Origin of the sequence: Agrobacterium leguminum, assembly GCF_005144435.2 — a bacterium.
Taxonomy (GTDB): domain Bacteria; phylum Pseudomonadota; class Alphaproteobacteria; order Rhizobiales; family Rhizobiaceae; genus Agrobacterium; species Agrobacterium leguminum.
Map to the genome: position 1 here is coordinate 764,002 of NZ_CP120211.1, position 14,968 is coordinate 778,969.

The window sequence follows — 14,968 nt, forward strand, 5'->3', positions numbered from 1 at the left end:
CGTCGCATGCGAGGGCCTGAACAAAAGGCAAGAAAAAAGCGGCCACCGGAAGCCGGATGGCCGCTTTGTGTGAGGCGTATCAGCCGTTGCTGGCCAGCATGGAAATCTTGCTGCCCATCGCCTCGCCATTCTGGTCGAGGAGGCGGGTCGGATAATCGCCGGTGAAATAATGGTCCGTGAACTGCGGACGCGCCGGGTTGCGGTTTTCCCCGCCCACCGCGCGGTAAAGCCCGTCGATGGACAGGAAGGCCAGCGAATCGGCGCCGATATATTTCGCCATCGCCTCGACATCGGCATATTGGTTGGCGAGCAGCTTGTCTGCGTCCGGCGTGTCGATGCCGTAGAAGTCCGGATGGAAGATCATCGGGCTGGCGACGCGGATATGCACTTCCTTGGCGCCGGCCTCGCGGATCATCTGCACGATCTTCACCGAGGTCGTGCCGCGCACGATGGAATCATCCACCAGCACCACGCGCTTGCCTTCGATCATCGCCCGGTTGGCGGAATGCTTGAGCTTGACGCCGAAAGCGCGGATCTGCTGCGTCGGCTCGATGAAGGTGCGGCCGACATAATGGTTGCGGATGATGCCGTATTCGAAGGGAATACCGCTTTCCTGCGCAAAACCGAGTGCTGCCGGTGTGCCGCCATCGGGAACCGGGACAACGACATCGGCTTCCAGCGGCGCTTCCTTGGCCAGGTTCATGCCCATGTTCTTGCGCGTCGTATAGACGTTGCGGCCGCCGACGACGGAATCGGGGCGGGCGAAATAGACATATTCGAACAGGCAGAGACGCTCCGGCTGCGGCTTCGAGGGCTTGCGCGCATCGATGGTGATCGAGCCGTCCGGCTGGATTTCGCAGATGATGACTTCGCCGTTCTCGACGTCGCGAACGAACTTCGCACCGATGATATCGAGAGCGCAGGTTTCCGAGCAGAAGATCGGCTTGCCGTCCAGTTCGCCCATGACCAGCGGGCGGATGCCGATCGGGTCGCGCGCGGCGATCAGCTTGGTGCGCGTCATCGCCAGCATCGAATAACCGCCTTCCATCTGGCGGATGGCGTCGATGAAGCGATCGGCTGTGGAGGAGTGGCGTGAGCGGGCGATGAGGTGAAGGACGACTTCGGTATCGGAGGTAGACTGACAGATGGCGCCGGTGGCGATGATCTGGCGGCGAAGCGTCAGGCCGTTGGTGAAATTGCCGTTATGGGCAATGGAAATACCGCCTTCTTCCAGCTCGGCAAACAGCGGCTGCACGTTGCGCATCGCCACTTCGCCGGTCGTGGAATAACGGGTGTGGCCAATGGCGATGGAGCCGGGCAGGCGGGCGAGCGTTGCCGGATCGGTATAATGATCGCCGACGAGGCCCATATGGCGTTCCTGATGGAAGCGCTTGCCATCGAAGGAGACGATGCCAGCTGCTTCCTGGCCGCGATGCTGAAGCGCATGCAGGCCGAGAGCGGTCAGCGCCGAGGCGTCGGCATGGCCGAGAATGCCGAACACGCCGCATTCTTCATGCAGCGTATCGCCGTCGATCTCTTCCTTGAAAGTGGCCCCAGGGAACGGGGAATGCGAAAGCGGCTCAATCATCCGGCTTGCCCTTGCTCTCTACCGAGAAAAAAAGAAAGACCTCTCCGGTGAGTATTTCCCCCGGTCGGTCCGTCTGTGTCGTGCTTGATATTTAGCACAAATAGCGCGCCTTGCATGCATTGCAAGGCGCGACACTGTGTCAATTATTCGTTGCCGGCGGATTTGTTGCCGGCACATCTTCCGCAGGCGCCTGCGTGGCTGTCGGTTCCTGTGGTTTCCCGAGGATGCGGGCGCGGATTTGCGGTTCGATATCGTCAGGCAGAACCGCCTCCAGCTTGCCCACCAGCCCGTCGAGGAAGGGCTTGGACTTCGCCTGTGTGACCCATTCGGGCTGCGTCTTCACATCCACCAGCCAGTTCCAGAAGGCGACCGCGACGACAAGCAGCAGAATGCCGCGCGCCGCGCCGAACAGGAAACCGAGCGTGCGATCCAGCGCGCCGATGCGGCTGTCGATGATGAAATCGGCAATGCGCGAGGTGATGAAGGAAATCACGATCAGCGAGACGAGGAAGACCACGCCTGCCGAACCGGCAATGGCAATCTTGTCGTCATCGGTATAGTTGCGCGCATAGGGCAGCAGGACCGGATAGAGATAATAGGCGGCGGCGACCGAGCCGCCCCAGCTTGCAATCGACAGAATCTCGCGTGAAAAACCGCGCACCATTGCTAGAAGGGCGGAGAAAAGAACAACGGCGATGACGATGCCGTCGAAAATTGTAATGGGCATATACCAACTCCGGAGGTGCGACGCCTTGTCAGACGCTGCCTTGCCAATTTTGCGATCCTCTTACACCACTGTTTCCCTTGGCGAAAGGATCAATATTCGTCGTCCTCAACCTGTTTGAATCGGTTGCCGGAGCCGGCGATGCGGGCCACGAGGTCCGGAAGGCTTTCGATTTCCGTCCAGCGCCCCTTGCCGCCTTTCGGCAATTCAGCCGAAGCAGAAGGCAGAAGTGCGGCGGAAAAGCCAAGTTTTTCAGCTTCTTTCAATCGCTGGCCCGTATGCGAAACCGGCCGAACCGCGCCCGACAGGCTGATTTCGCCGAAATAAACACAATCGGCGGGCAGGGCAAGACCGGCAAGCGAGGAAACGAGCGCCGAGGCAATCGCCATATCGGCGGCCGGTTCGGAAATACGATAGCCGCCGGCGACATTCAGATAGACATCATGTTGGCCGAGCTTCACGCCGCAATGGGCCTCCAGCACGGCCAGAATCATCGCGAGGCGGGAACTGTCCCAGCCGACCACGGCGCGACGCGGCGTACCAAGCGAGGTGGCAGCGACCAGCGCCTGCACTTCGACAAGCACGGGTCGCGTGCCTTCGATGCCGGCAAAAACCGCAGCACCCGGCGACTTTTCGTTGCGTTCGCCGAGAAACAGTTCGGAGGGGTTCGACACCTCCCGAAGGCCGCGATCCGACATTTCGAAAACACCGATTTCATCGGTCGGCCCGAAGCGATTCTTGACGGTGCGCAGAATGCGATGGTGATGTCCGCGGTCACCTTCGAAATAAAGCACGGCATCGACCATGTGCTCGACCACGCGCGGACCGGCAATCTGGCCTTCCTTGGTCACATGCCCCACCAACACCATGGTCGCGCCTGTCTGCTTGGCGAAACGGATCATCGCCTGCACGCCGGTGCGCACCTGCGTCACCGTGCCGGGGGCGGAATCGGCCGTATCGCTCCAAAGCGTCTGGATGGAATCGATGATGACGAGATCGGGCCGCTTGCCTTCGGAAATCGTCGCCAGAATATCCTCGACATTGGTTTCCGCCGCCAGCAGCACATCGGTTTCCGCAGCTCCGAGACGCTGCGCGCGCAGACGCACCTGCGCCACCGCCTCTTCGCCCGAGACATAGATGATGCGATGCCCGCGCCGCGAAAGAGCCGCCGCTGCCTGCATGAGGAGCGTTGACTTCCCGATGCCCGGATCGCCGCCGATCAAAACCGCCGAACCGCGCACGAAACCGCCGCCGGTCGCCCGGTCGAGTTCACTGATGCCGGTAGGAATGCGCGGCGCTTCCTCGATCTCGCCGGAAAGCGAGGTGAGGGTGACAGGCCGACCCTTCTTGGGTGTCTTGCCCGGCCCGGAGCCGATGCCGCCCATCGGGTCTTCCTCGACGATGGTATTCCACTCGCCGCAGCCTTCGCATTTTCCCGCCCAGCGGGTGTGAACCGTGCCGCAGTTCTGGCACACAAATTGGGTCTTGGCTTTGGCCATCTTGTGTCAGTTTTCTTCTTCTACGTCTTCAGCGCCAATGTGTTGATGGCCGTGGACAATGCGCAATATGCGCAATTCGTTTTCTTTTACACGAAAATAGATGCAGCGATTCTTGTGATTTACGGCACGAAGACCGCTGCTGATCCAGTCACGGGAAACTCCGGTCAGACCCAGCCGGGCTGTATCCCGGATTTTCCGCTCAATGGCCGACACAAGCTGTTCGCCGGCGACCGGATTTTTGTCCTCCAGAAATTTATAGAGATCGATAAGATCACGAATGGCGCGCGATGACAGGGAATAGATGCGGGCCTTCGTCACTTTTCGTTTCTGGCGCGTTCGATGATGTAGGCGGTCAGATCATCATCCGTCGAAAAGGTCACGTAATCACCCCGTTCGAACTCTGCGTCAGCTTCGTGAATCATCTTCCGGAGCTCCGCAAGTCGTCCCTCGTCACTGCTCAACAATTGCAGGCTCGCATGAATAACCGCGTCCGCATCGCTGTAGATGCCCGCCGCCACCTGCTCCTCGATGAACTTCTCGTCCTGCTCGCTCAAATGGATTTCGGGCATTTCGATCTCCTTTTGTTCTCTTCTAGCACAGGTCGCCACCGCTTTCCAAGGGCTAAAGGCGCGGCTCAGTCGTCGGCCATCAGATATTGCCGCTCGTAACGCAGGCCAAGCCCCGTCAGCATCTCGTAACCGATGGTGCCGGCCGCCCGCGCGGTCTCGTCGACAGGCACATTGGGACCGAAAAGCTCGATATAGTCGCCGGCACGGATGGCATTGGCCGGAACATCCGTCACGTCGAAAATGGTGAGGTCCATGGTCACGCGGCCGGCGACCGGCACCCTGTGGCCGTTGACGACGCCATAGGCGCCGCCATGGCCCATTTCGCGCAGCGGAATGCCGGAACCGGAGAGCGAGCGCTGATATCCATCCGCATAACCCACGGAAGCGATGGCAAGGCGGCTTGCGCGCTTCAGCAGAAAGGTGCCGCCATAACTCACGGTCTGACCTTCGCCCGCTTCGCGAATCTGAATGATCCGCGCTTCGGCTGTGGCGACGGGCCGCATCGGGTTCGCCATGCCGTTGACCGCTTCGCCGCCATAAAGGGCGATGCCCGGGCGGGTGAGGTCGAAATGATAGTCCGAGCCGAGGAAAATCCCGGCGGAAGCCGACAGGCTTGATTCGATGCCTTCGAAAGCGGCGCTAACCTTTCGGAATGATTCGAGCTGGACCTTGTTCATCGGCGAGGACGGCGTGTCGGCGCAGGCGAGATGCGACAGCACCAGAACCGGATCGAAACTCGCCGGCCGCGTCACGTCGTCGGCCAGAAACAGCGCGTCGTCGAGGGGCAGACCGAGGCGGTTGAAGCCCGTATCCACATGCAGCGCGCAGGGGTGATCGCCCCGCTCGGCAACCGTCGCCATCCAGAAGGACAGCTGCTCCTCGGAGGCCAGAACCGGCACCAGATCGTTGTCGAAGACCTGCCGCTCTTGGCCCTGCCAGATGCCTGACAGCACGAAGATACGCGCTTCCGGGGCATAGGACCGCAGGGTCGCACCCTCGGCCACCGTCGCCACGAAGAAATCCCGCGCACCGGCATGGTAAAGCGTCGCTCCGCAATCCTCGATCCCGAGACCATAGGCATCGGCCTTGACGACCGCCGCCGTCCGCGCCTTGCCGGAACGCCTCTTCATGTCACGCCAATTATCGGCCAGAGCGCCGAGATCAATGGTGAGCCTCAGCGGCGCGTGCTCGAAAGCATCGGTTTCGTTTTCGGGAAAGCTGTCTTCGAAGTCGTCTGTCATGCCATGCGTCCGGTTGATGGGAACTGCCGGACCCTACAGCATCGGCGCAAAAATCGTTATCGATTTTTGCAAAGCACGATGCGTAGATTCAAAGTGTTAGAGCTTCATTCCCGCGCACCCGCGCATTTGTGGAAATGTGCGGGAATGAAGCTCGGGCACTTTTGTTCAAGACGGTAATGGCCGATTGGTTTAAACTCGTTCCATGCACAATGTTTCGCAGGAACAGGCCATAGATGTCATGCCGATTGCGACGACGGAAACCACGCGTTTCTGGCGTGACAGGCGTTTTGGCGACATGGAGTGTCTGAGCGCGACGTTCCTGACCCATGAATATTCGCCGCATGCGCATGATACCTTCTCGATCGGTGCGATCGAAAGCGGTTCGCAGATTTCCACCATTCAGGGCACCACCGAGCAGACGGGGCCGGGGCATCTTTATCTCATCAACCCGGATGAGGTTCACGATGGCGCACCGGGCGGCGGCGGTTATCGCTATCGGATGATCTATCCCGATATCGTCTTGTTGCGCGATATTATCGAGGATGTGACGGGCAGAGCCTTTCACGGCACGCCCTCCTTTCCGAGATTCCTGCCGCGCGATCCGCAGATGGCGGCGGCTTTCCAGATGGCGCACCGGCGGCTGGAGGAGAAATCCGGCGCTCTGGAGGCGGATGAGGGGATGTTCTCGGTTCTCGCCGCCCTGTTCGGCAGGCACGGCAGCGCCATTATCCTGCCCGTCGAAACACGCGAGAAAACGGCGGTTTATACTGCCCGCGATTATCTTTCCGACAATTACGAGACCGATATCGGCCTAGAGGAACTGGCTTCCATTGCCGGTCTCAGCCGCGCGCATCTCATTCGCGCTTTCAGGAAAGAGTTTCACATCACCCCGCATGCCTATCTGACGGATGTGCGCATCCGCAGGGCGCGCCGGCTTCTGCGCGCCGGCGAGATGCCGGCCGAGGTGGCGGCGATGTGCGGTTTTGCCGACCAGGCGCATTTCACCCGGCATTTCAAGGCCCGCACCGGTGTCACACCGGGGCAGTTCCGGTTGGCCTGAGTTCAAAGCCCGCATTTCCGTTCGGAAATGCGACAAAAGAAAAAGCGACGCTTCAGCAGAAAAACGCCTGACGTCACTTTCGTTCAAGACCGAAGAATGTCGCAAGCGTAATCCCTCTCTTTCGAAAGGGAGAATGCGATGTCGATATCGGGAAAAGGTGCGGAATTCAGCGCCGGATTGCGGGCGGCCGCGCCATTGCTGGTCGCCATGGTGCCGATTGGCGTGGTGTTCGGCGCTGTCGCCATCGGCAAGGGCCTGTCGCCGCTTGAGGCGTCGCTGATGTCGCTGCTGGTCTTTGCCGGCGGTTCGCAATTCGTGGCGATGGATCTATGGACGCATCCGGCAAGCTGGAGCGCACTCGGCTTTGCGGCGCTGCTGGTCAATCTGCGCCATGTGTTGATGAGCGCCTCCATAGCGGGCAAGCTGGATGATTTCAGGGGCTGGCGCAAATATGCCGCCATGCTGGTGCTGACGGATGAATCCTGGGCATTGTCGGAATTTCGTGTCATTGCCGGCCGGTTGACGGCGGGTTTCTTCACCGGTGCTGCGCTCTCGATCTATCTTGTCTGGAACCTTGCAACCCTTGCCGGCGCGCTGCTCGGTTCGGTGGTGGGGGACATGTCGGTCATCGGTTTGGATTTCGCCTTTCCCGCCGTCTTCATCGTGCTGCTCATGGGGTTCTGGAAGGGCAGGGAAACCGGCTTCGTGCTTCTGGCAAGTGCTGCCGCCGCCTGTCTTACCCACGCGCTGGTTCCCGGCGCCTGGTATATCGCCACCGGCGCGCTGGCGGGTCTCGCCGTCGCCGCCTTCGGCCACGAGGAACAGGCGGAGCAGCCGGCATGACGCTCGACCCGAATACGCTGCTGACAATCCTTGCCATGATGGCGGCAACCGTCGCCACGCGTCTTGGCGGCCTGTTGCTGGTCACTCATTTTACGCTGACACCACGCCTGAAAAAGGCGCTCGGCGTGGTGCCGCCCGCCGTCCTGATGGCCGTGGTGACGCCGACGGCGCTCGCCAGCGGACCGGCGGAAACCGTCGCCTGCGCAATCACCGCGGTTGCGGCGCTACGCCTCAGCCTTCTGCCGGCCGCAACGCTCGGTGTTGCCGCCGTTGCGCTGCTGCGCGGAATCGGATTGTGAGACAATCCGGTCAAACCGTTGAAAAGATTCCGCCCTTGGGAACAGAACGGGCGGGATAGGGCTGAGGCCCGTTTCATGCGGAATATTGAATGTGAACCGAGGACGATAGTCCGGACTTGAGCAAGCGCTTCCAAGCCGTTATCCAATGCCTGCCGTATCTTTCAAGCAGCGCCGGGCGGGAGAGAGTGATGACAGGCAATCGCGAAGTTGCATTCGGACCGCTTTCCCGAATCTATGCCGAAGACCTGAAGACGTCATGGCCGTCCATCACCTTTTTGCTGCTGACGATCCTGCTCGGGTCTGTTCTCGCCACCGCCGGGCCTTACGTGTTTTCCCGCCTGATCGACGATCTGCCGGATGCGCCGCTGCAATGGATGCTCGGTTTTTCGCTCTATGCGGGCCTGACGGCACTGGCGACGGGTATTCAGCGCTCCACGCAATATATGTCGGTCATCCATTCGGAGCGGCTCGAATACGTCGCGACGACGCGCTTTTTCGAGCGCATCGTCCATAAAAAACCGTCCTTCTTCAACGATCACAACCCGGCGGAAATTCAGGCTGCGCAGACAAGGGGCGCTTCGGCCGCCTCGGCGATCATGCAGATCGGCCTTATTTATTTCGTGCCGGGCATCGCCACGTTCCTGTTCAGCACCCTGTTGCTGGGAACGGTCCTCAGTGCGGATCTGGTCGCCATCGTCGTCGTTTACGGCACGGCCTTCATTGCGCTCACGCTCGCTTCGAACCGCCTGACCACGCCTTTTCTGGAAAAGGCCATCGAAGCCGGGCAGGAAAATGCCGGTTTTGTCGGAAACGCCATCGGCATGATTGAGCCTTTGCGGCACACGGGCAGCACGGAGTGGATGAAGCGTCGTTTTGCGGATAATGCGGGTTCGATCTATCATAACTGGCGGCTTTATTCCCTGCGCCGGATCGGCTTCGTCTTCACTATATCGCTGGCACTCGCCATGCAGATGGTCATCGGCTTTTATCTCCTGTTGCCACGTTACGAGGCGGGAGCCCTGTCGATAGGCGATATCGTTCTCTTCAACACGCTTCTGCTTCAGCTCAACATGCCTTTTGAACTGATCGGGCAATCGATCAGCGAGGCGGTTCGTTCATTCGCTCACTTCGCGCCCTATGCCCGCATGTGGAATGCGCCGGAAGAGGAGGAACCGACTCATGCCAACCCACTGCGGCTATCGGGCAAAGCGATAGAATTCGACGATGTGGGGTTTCGCTACGAAAACGGTCGCGGCGTCGAAGGCGTTTCTTTCACTGCAACGCCGGGGCGTCTGACCTTCATTACCGGCGAGACCGGTTCCGGCAAATCGACACTCTTCCGGCTTCTGCAGAAAACCATGGCGCCGCAATCGGGTCGTATCACCATCGATGGCACCGACCTGACCGCAATCGGCCGCGACGACTGGTTTGCCGTTGCCGGCATCGTTCCGCAGGAGGTGCAATTGCTGAACGATACGTTGCGCAGCAATGTCGTGCTTGGGCGGGTGCTGGATGAGGAAAAACTGCGCCGCTCGGCCGAGCGCGCGGCGATACTCGACAGGATAGAGGCGATGCCGGAGGGTTTCGACACGATTGTCGGGGAAAGGGGGCTGAAGCTTTCCGGCGGTGAGCGCCAGCGGGTTGCCATTGCCCGTGCGCTTTACGGCGAACCGTCCATTCTGCTGCTCGATGAGGCAAGCTCGGCGCTGGATGAGGAGACGGAGCGGGAAATCATGGACCATTTAAGACGGGTCGACAGCGATATCACCATCATCGCCATCACCCACCGCCAGAGCAGCATCCGCGCCGGCGATCAGGTCATTGCATTGCCGAGCGGTACAATCGATGAATCGGCTTCTGAGGTGTCAGTCCCAAGCCATTGAAAAGATTCTGCCCCATCCTGAAGCAGGACGGGGCGGAGGTTCTACCGATAGCCGGAGTGGCTGCGCCTCAATGTTCTTCGTACTGGCTGAAGCTCGGATCGGCCAGATCCGTAAAGCGGGTAAATTCGGACTGGAAGGCGAGCTTCACCGTGCCGGTCGGTCCGTGACGCTGCTTGGCGATGATGACGTCGGCCGTGCCTTTCACCTTGTCGAACAGCGCTTCCCATTCGGCGTATTTGGGATCGGAAATATCGCGCGGCTCCATGTTCTTGACGTAATATTCCTCGCGGAACACGAAAAGCACCACGTCGGCGTCCTGCTCGATGGAGCCGGATTCACGAAGGTCGGAAAGCTGCGGGCGTTTGTCTTCGCGGCTTTCCACCGCACGGGAGAGCTGTGACAGCGCAATGATCGGAACGTTGAGTTCCTTGCCGAGCGCTTTCAGACCCGTGGTGATCTGGGTGATTTCCTGCACGCGGTTTTCGCCGCTCTTGCCGGAGCCGGTCATCAGCTGAACGTAGTCGACCACCAGAACGTCAAGGCCGCGCTGGCGCTTCAGGCGGCGGGCGCGGGCGGAAAGCTGGGCAATCGAGATACCACCGGTCTGGTCGATGTAAAGCGGCACCTTCTGCATCATCTGGGAGCAGGCGACGAGCTTTTCGAAATCGGCCTCGGTAATGTCACCGCGGCGGATTTTCGAGGAAGACACTTCGGTCTGCTCGGAAATGATACGCGTGGCGAGCTGTTCTGACGACATTTCGAGCGAGTAGAAGCCGACGACGCCGCCGTTCTTGGCCTTGTACGACCCGTCCGGCTGCACTTCCTGCTCATAGGATGCGGCGATATTGTAGGCGATGTTGGTCGCAAGCGAGGTCTTGCCCATACCCGGACGACCGGCAAGCACGATAAGGTCGGAACGCTGCAACCCGCCCATGCGGGCGTCGAGCGAATGAATGCCGGTGGAGATGCCGGAGAGATTGCCGTCGCGTTCGAAGGCGGCGCCCGCCATGTCGATCGCCAGCGCCACCGCATCGTTGAAGGACTGGAAACCGCCGTCGTAACGGCCGGTTTCCGCCAGCTCGAACAGGCGGCGTTCGGTGTCTTCGATCTGCGCCTGCGGCGGCATGTCGAGCGGCGCGTCATAGGCGATGTTGACGACATCCTCGCCGATCTGGATCAGCGCGCGGCGCAGCGCCAGATCGTAGATCGCGCGGCCGTAATCTTCCGCGTTGATGATCGATACGGCTTCCGCCGCCAGACGTGCGAGATACTGCGCCACCGTCAGATCGCCGATCTTGTCGTCGGCGGGCAGGAAGGTCTTGATCGTCACCGGATTAGCGGTCTTGCCCATGCGGATGATGTCGCCCGCCACCTCGAAAATCTTGCGGTGCAGCGGTTCGTAAAGATGCACGGGCTTCAGGAAGTCCGACACGCGGTAATAGGCGTCGTTATTGACGAGGATGGCGCCGAGCAGCGCCTGTTCGGCCTCGATGTTGTTCGGCGCTTCGCGGTAATGCGGTTCCGCCGGTTGCGCGGGGGTGATCTTTCTCACAGCGTCGTTCATGGTTTGCGCGATCTCCCTTTGCCTTTGTCCTTGAACCTCGGGTTTGGCTTTCTGGGGCATGGCAGTCAATGATAATGTTGCAACACTCTATGGCAGGCTGACGTCCGCTCTGCGAAGCTCGATCACTTCTTCAGTTGTCCCCAGCAATCCACAGGCGGGTTGGGGACAAGGCGCCGGATCCTTCCGGCAAGGTGATTCGCTGCCATGAGTTTATCGCATGGCAGACCCGGCGTGAAAGAAACTTGAAAATCGTCAGTCTTACGAATAAATAGGCAGAAAATAAGTAGTGTGCTAATTATAAGGCTTGCTGATATGTCCCGCGAGACCGACAAGGAACAGCTTCTGGATGAAGTCTCCGCTTTCACCCGCAAACTGCGCGCGTTTTTCGATGCGCGGGTGGGGGAGAGCGGGCTGACGCTTGCACGGGCGCGGGCGCTCTTTGCGCTCTCGCGTCGTGGGCCGCTGACGCAGACCGAGCTTGCCGAGGAAATGGAAATCGAAACGCCGACGCTGGTGCGGGTGCTCGACGGCATGGAGAAACAGAACCTCATCGAACGCCGTTCCGATGAGAACGACCGCCGCGCCAAACGCATCCACATGACGGCGGAAGGGGAGAAAACCTCCGAGACGGTGCAGGCGATGGCGAAGTCGCTGCGCTCCGAGATCGCCGCCGATATTTCTTCGCAGGAACTGGCCATGGCGCTCGATGTCATGCGCCGGCTTTCGGCCAATCTGCAAAATCTGGCGGCGGGGAGGGTGCAGTCGTGAGTACCCCGGTGCCACAAACCGCAGAGGAGGCTGCTGCCCGAAATGCCGAGGCGGTCTCCAAACCCGCCGACCTTCCCGAAGAGGCTGTGACGCCGATGAGTGCTTCGGGCGCGGGTGAAACCGTGCCAGAGCCTGCCGCCGCCGCACCTCAGCCGGTCGAGCGGCCGCTATGGCTGCGGCTGTGTTTCATCTTCGCGGGCCTGTCGTTCTTCATTACCCAGGGTCTGGGCATGAACCTCGTCATGGCCAATATCTACCAGTTGCAGGGCGAGTTTTCCGCCACCGTGGCCGAGGTCGCATGGCTCTCCGCCGCCTATATGGCGCCCTATGCCACCTTTTCCATCGCGCTGTTCAAGGTCCGGGCGCAATATGGCCTGCGGCCCTTTGCCGAAGTTTCGATTATCGTGTTTGTCGTCGCTTCCTGTCTCAACCTGTTCGTGACAGACCTGCATTCGGCAATCGTTATCCGTTTTGTCAGTGGCATGGCCGCCGCACCGATCTCGTCGCTCGGCTTTCTCTATATTCTGGAGGCCTTTCCGCCTGCGCGGAAATTCTCGCTCGGTTTCAGCATAGCGCTGACCGGTACGCTGCTGTCGGCGCCGCTCGCGCGCATCGTCTCGCCATCCCTCTTGGAAATCGACGGCTGGAATGCGCTCTATTCCATGGAAGTGGGATTCGCGCTGATCGCTTTCGCCATGATCTATGTGCTGAAAGTCACGCCGCCGCCGCGCGCGAAAGTTATCGAGCGCATGGATATTCTGAGCTATCTTCTGTTTGCAGGTGGTCTCGGCTGTCTGGCGGTCATGCTCACGCTCGGCCGGTTCTACTGGTGGTTCGAAACCTGGTGGCTGGGCGTCCTTCTCGCGACGTCGATCGCACTTCTGACCCTCATGGCTTTCATCGAATTGCCACGCAAGAATCCGCTGCTCGACCTGCGCTGGATTTTCTCGAAAACCAACCTGCACATTATTGCGGTCCTGCTCGTCTACCGTGCGGTTTCCTCCGAGCAATCTTCAACGGCGGTCAGCTTTTACCAGCAACTCGGCCTGCTGAACGAACAGACGACGACACTTTATGCACTTGTGCTGTTGGCGACTATTCTCGGCGGTGCGGCCTGTGCGTGGCTGATGCTCACGAAATACGTCGATACCGCCCACGTGATTGCGCTGGCGCTGATCGCCGCCGGTTCGTTCATGGATAGCCAGTCCAACAATCTGACACGGCCGGGTGAGATGTATCTCAGCCAGATGATGATCGCCTTTGGCGCGGCCATGTTCCTGCCGCCCGTCATGGCCAAGGGTTTTGCCGCCGCTCTGGCCCGGGGTGCGCCCTATCTGGTGAATTTCATCACCATCTTCCTGTTTACCCAGATCACCGGATCGATGCTGATGACCGGCCTGCTCGGCAGTTTCGTGACGCTGCGGGAGAAATTCCACTCCAATATTCTGGTGGAAAATATCCTGCTCACCAATCCGATGGTCGCCCAGCGTGTCTCGCAGCTTTCCGGCGCTTATAGCCATGTCATCACCGATCCGGCATTGCTGAAAGCCGAGGGACTGTCGCTGCTTGGCCAGCAGGTCAGCAAGGAGGCCTATGTGCTTGCCTATAATGATACGTTCCTGCTGATCTCCGTCGTCTCTGCGCTGGCGCTGGCCACGCTTTTGATCCACCTTGCATGGCTGCGCATCCGTCCTTTCCTTTTCCGGGAAGAAATCGATGCCGCACCGGCACCACAGTCTTGACCATTCCAAGAGTGACAAAATGCTGAAGAAGTTTTTTACCCCCGTTTCCATTCTCGTGCTGCTCGGCGGTCTCGCCGGTGTGGCGCTGGTGCTTTACGCCTGGCGGCTGCCGCCGTTCCTTTCCACCGTCGAAATGACCGACAACGCCTTCGTGCGTGGTTATGTCACGACGATGAGCCCGCAGGTGAGCGGCTATGTCGTGGACGTGCCGGTGAAGGATTATCAGGAGGTCAAGCAGGGCGCGCTGCTGGCGAAGATCGACGACCGCATCTACCGCCAGAAGCAGGCACAGGCGGAGGCAACGCTCGATACGCAGAAGGCGGCTCTCGATAATTCCCGCCAGCAGGAAAATGCGGCCAATGCCAATATTCTTTCCAGCCAGGCGGCCGTCGACAGCGCGCAGGCCTCGCTGAAACAGGCGCAGCTCGCATCCGACCGTCAGGATAACCTCATCAAGAGCGGTGCGGGAACCTCCAGCCTTCAGGAAGAGGCGCATGCCGCGCTCGAAAAGGCGCGGGCGTCGCTTTCGCAGGCCAAGGCGGCGCTTGAAGTTTCGCGGCAGGATCTGCAAACCATCATCGTCAACCGCAGCTCGCTGCAGGCGGCCGTCGCCAATGCTGAAGCGGCCGTCGAGCTTGCCCGGATCGACCTTGCCAATACCGAAATCCACGCGCCGGTGGATGGCAGGCTCGGCGAAGTCGGCGTTCGCACCGGCCAATATGTCACCGCCGGAACGCAACTGATGGCCGTCGTGCCGCATGATGTCTGGGTCATCGCCAATTTCAAGGAAACCCAGCTTGCCGGCATGCAGGTCGGCCAGCCGGTGACGATCTCCGTGGATGCGCTGCATCGCCGCAAGCTTACCGGCCATGTGGAACGGTTTTCGCCCGCCACCGGCTCGGAATTCGCCGTCATCAAGCCGGATAATGCGACGGGCAATTTCGTGAAAATCGCCCAGCGTCTCGGCGTGCGTATCGCCATCGATGCCGATCAGCCGCTGGCGGCGGATCTGTCGCCCGGCATGTCGGTGGTGGTGCATGTGGATAAGAGCGTGGCGCCGGAGGGGGCGGAGACGGCGGAGAAGTAGTCGGGCGTGGAGTTTGCCGAGAGGCACCCCCCTCTGTCCTGCCGGACATCTCCCCCTCAAGGGGGGAGATCGGCAAGGCGGGCTTACATCGCCATAATCGC

Annotated in this window: 14 protein-coding genes; 7 read left to right on the plus strand and 7 right to left on the minus strand. The window is 60.3% G+C overall.

What is annotated here, in order from left to right:
• Positions 1-79: 79 nt before the first annotated feature.
• The 6 genes from purF to alr all read right to left on the minus strand — a co-directional run bounded on the left by purF (position 80) and on the right by alr (position 5,621).
• Entirely contained in the window at positions 80-1,588 is a 1,509-nt protein-coding gene (purF, locus tag CFBP4996_RS03765; RefSeq protein ID WP_003520704.1) for an amidophosphoribosyltransferase, read from the minus strand.
• Positions 1,589-1,727: 139 nt separating this feature from the next.
• A complete protein-coding gene (locus CFBP4996_RS03770; RefSeq protein WP_003520707.1) occupies positions 1,728-2,315 on the minus strand; it encodes a CvpA family protein in 588 nt (195 codons plus the stop codon).
• Positions 2,316-2,404: 89 nt separating this feature from the next.
• Entirely contained in the window at positions 2,405-3,811 is a 1,407-nt protein-coding gene (gene radA, locus CFBP4996_RS03775; RefSeq protein ID WP_003520708.1) for a DNA repair protein RadA, read from the minus strand.
• Between the two features lie 6 nt (positions 3,812-3,817).
• Positions 3,818-4,129 (minus strand): type II toxin-antitoxin system RelE/ParE family toxin, encoded by a 312-nt coding sequence (locus tag CFBP4996_RS03780; RefSeq protein WP_080834033.1) that lies wholly within the window; start codon positions 4,127-4,129, stop codon positions 3,818-3,820.
• Positions 4,126-4,380, minus strand: coding sequence for a type II toxin-antitoxin system ParD family antitoxin (locus tag CFBP4996_RS03785; protein ID WP_003520710.1), 255 nt, complete (start codon positions 4,378-4,380; stop codon positions 4,126-4,128). The genes CFBP4996_RS03780 and CFBP4996_RS03785 overlap by 4 nt, the downstream gene beginning before the upstream one ends.
• A gap of 65 nt (positions 4,381-4,445) precedes the next feature.
• Positions 4,446-5,621, minus strand: coding sequence for an alanine racemase (gene alr / locus CFBP4996_RS03790; protein ID WP_080852355.1), 1,176 nt, complete (start codon positions 5,619-5,621; stop codon positions 4,446-4,448).
• 202 nt (positions 5,622-5,823) lie between these two features.
• On the opposite strand from alr, the gene CFBP4996_RS03795 reads away from it, so the two are divergent.
• From CFBP4996_RS03795 to CFBP4996_RS03810, 4 genes are all read left to right on the plus strand, one after another.
• Positions 5,824-6,681: an AraC family transcriptional regulator gene (locus tag CFBP4996_RS03795; protein WP_162935891.1), complete on the plus strand. Its 858-nt coding sequence runs from the start codon at positions 5,824-5,826 to the stop codon at positions 6,679-6,681.
• 138 nt (positions 6,682-6,819) lie between these two features.
• Entirely contained in the window at positions 6,820-7,524 is a 705-nt protein-coding gene (locus CFBP4996_RS03800) for an AzlC family ABC transporter permease (protein WP_080852353.1), read from the plus strand.
• Positions 7,521-7,823 (plus strand): AzlD family protein, encoded by a 303-nt coding sequence (locus CFBP4996_RS03805; RefSeq protein WP_080852351.1) that lies wholly within the window; start codon positions 7,521-7,523, stop codon positions 7,821-7,823. Before CFBP4996_RS03800 ends, CFBP4996_RS03805 begins: the two co-directional genes overlap by 4 nt.
• Before the next feature lie 188 nt (positions 7,824-8,011).
• Entirely contained in the window at positions 8,012-9,706 is a 1,695-nt protein-coding gene (locus tag CFBP4996_RS03810; RefSeq protein WP_080852349.1) for an ABC transporter ATP-binding protein, read from the plus strand.
• A 67-nt stretch (positions 9,707-9,773) separates the two neighbouring features.
• Here CFBP4996_RS03810 and CFBP4996_RS03815 read toward each other — a convergent pair whose 3' ends face one another.
• Complete coding sequence (locus CFBP4996_RS03815; RefSeq protein WP_003520716.1) at positions 9,774-11,270, minus strand: replicative DNA helicase; 1,497 nt, start codon at positions 11,268-11,270, stop codon at positions 9,774-9,776.
• A 312-nt stretch (positions 11,271-11,582) separates the two neighbouring features.
• Between CFBP4996_RS03815 and CFBP4996_RS03820 the strand changes: the two genes are divergently transcribed.
• From CFBP4996_RS03820 to CFBP4996_RS03830, 3 genes are read left to right on the plus strand one after another with little or no spacing between them, the layout of a single operon-like run.
• On the plus strand, positions 11,583-12,038 hold the full coding sequence (locus tag CFBP4996_RS03820) for a MarR family winged helix-turn-helix transcriptional regulator (RefSeq protein ID WP_080852347.1): 456 nt from the start codon (positions 11,583-11,585) through the stop codon (positions 12,036-12,038).
• On the plus strand, positions 12,035-13,780 hold the full coding sequence (locus CFBP4996_RS03825) for an MFS transporter (RefSeq protein ID WP_162935890.1): 1,746 nt from the start codon (positions 12,035-12,037) through the stop codon (positions 13,778-13,780). Before CFBP4996_RS03820 ends, CFBP4996_RS03825 begins: the two co-directional genes overlap by 4 nt.
• A gap of 19 nt (positions 13,781-13,799) precedes the next feature.
• Entirely contained in the window at positions 13,800-14,867 is a 1,068-nt protein-coding gene (locus CFBP4996_RS03830; RefSeq protein WP_059753145.1) for an HlyD family secretion protein, read from the plus strand.
• Positions 14,868-14,968 lie beyond the last annotated feature (101 nt).

Coding starts and splice junctions, on each gene's coding strand:
- CFBP4996_RS03785 (WP_003520710.1), bottom strand. CDS start 4,380: ATGCCCGAAATCCATTTGAGCGAGCAGGACGAGAAGTTCATCGAGGAG.
- alr (WP_080852355.1), bottom strand. CDS start 5,621: ATGACAGACGACTTCGAAGACAGCTTTCCCGAAAACGAAACCGATGCT.
- CFBP4996_RS03815 (WP_003520716.1), bottom strand. CDS start 11,270: ATGAACGACGCTGTGAGAAAGATCACCCCCGCGCAACCGGCGGAACCG.
- CFBP4996_RS03820 (WP_080852347.1), top strand. CDS start 11,583: ATGTCCCGCGAGACCGACAAGGAACAGCTTCTGGATGAAGTCTCCGCT.
- radA (WP_003520708.1), bottom strand. CDS start 3,811: ATGGCCAAAGCCAAGACCCAATTTGTGTGCCAGAACTGCGGCACGGTT.
- CFBP4996_RS03810 (WP_080852349.1), top strand. CDS start 8,012: ATGACAGGCAATCGCGAAGTTGCATTCGGACCGCTTTCCCGAATCTAT.
- purF (WP_003520704.1), bottom strand. CDS start 1,588: ATGATTGAGCCGCTTTCGCATTCCCCGTTCCCTGGGGCCACTTTCAAG.
- CFBP4996_RS03800 (WP_080852353.1), top strand. CDS start 6,820: ATGTCGATATCGGGAAAAGGTGCGGAATTCAGCGCCGGATTGCGGGCG.
- CFBP4996_RS03770 (WP_003520707.1), bottom strand. CDS start 2,315: ATGCCCATTACAATTTTCGACGGCATCGTCATCGCCGTTGTTCTTTTC.
- CFBP4996_RS03830 (WP_059753145.1), top strand. CDS start 13,800: ATGCTGAAGAAGTTTTTTACCCCCGTTTCCATTCTCGTGCTGCTCGGC.
- CFBP4996_RS03795 (WP_162935891.1), top strand. CDS start 5,824: ATGCACAATGTTTCGCAGGAACAGGCCATAGATGTCATGCCGATTGCG.
- CFBP4996_RS03805 (WP_080852351.1), top strand. CDS start 7,521: ATGACGCTCGACCCGAATACGCTGCTGACAATCCTTGCCATGATGGCG.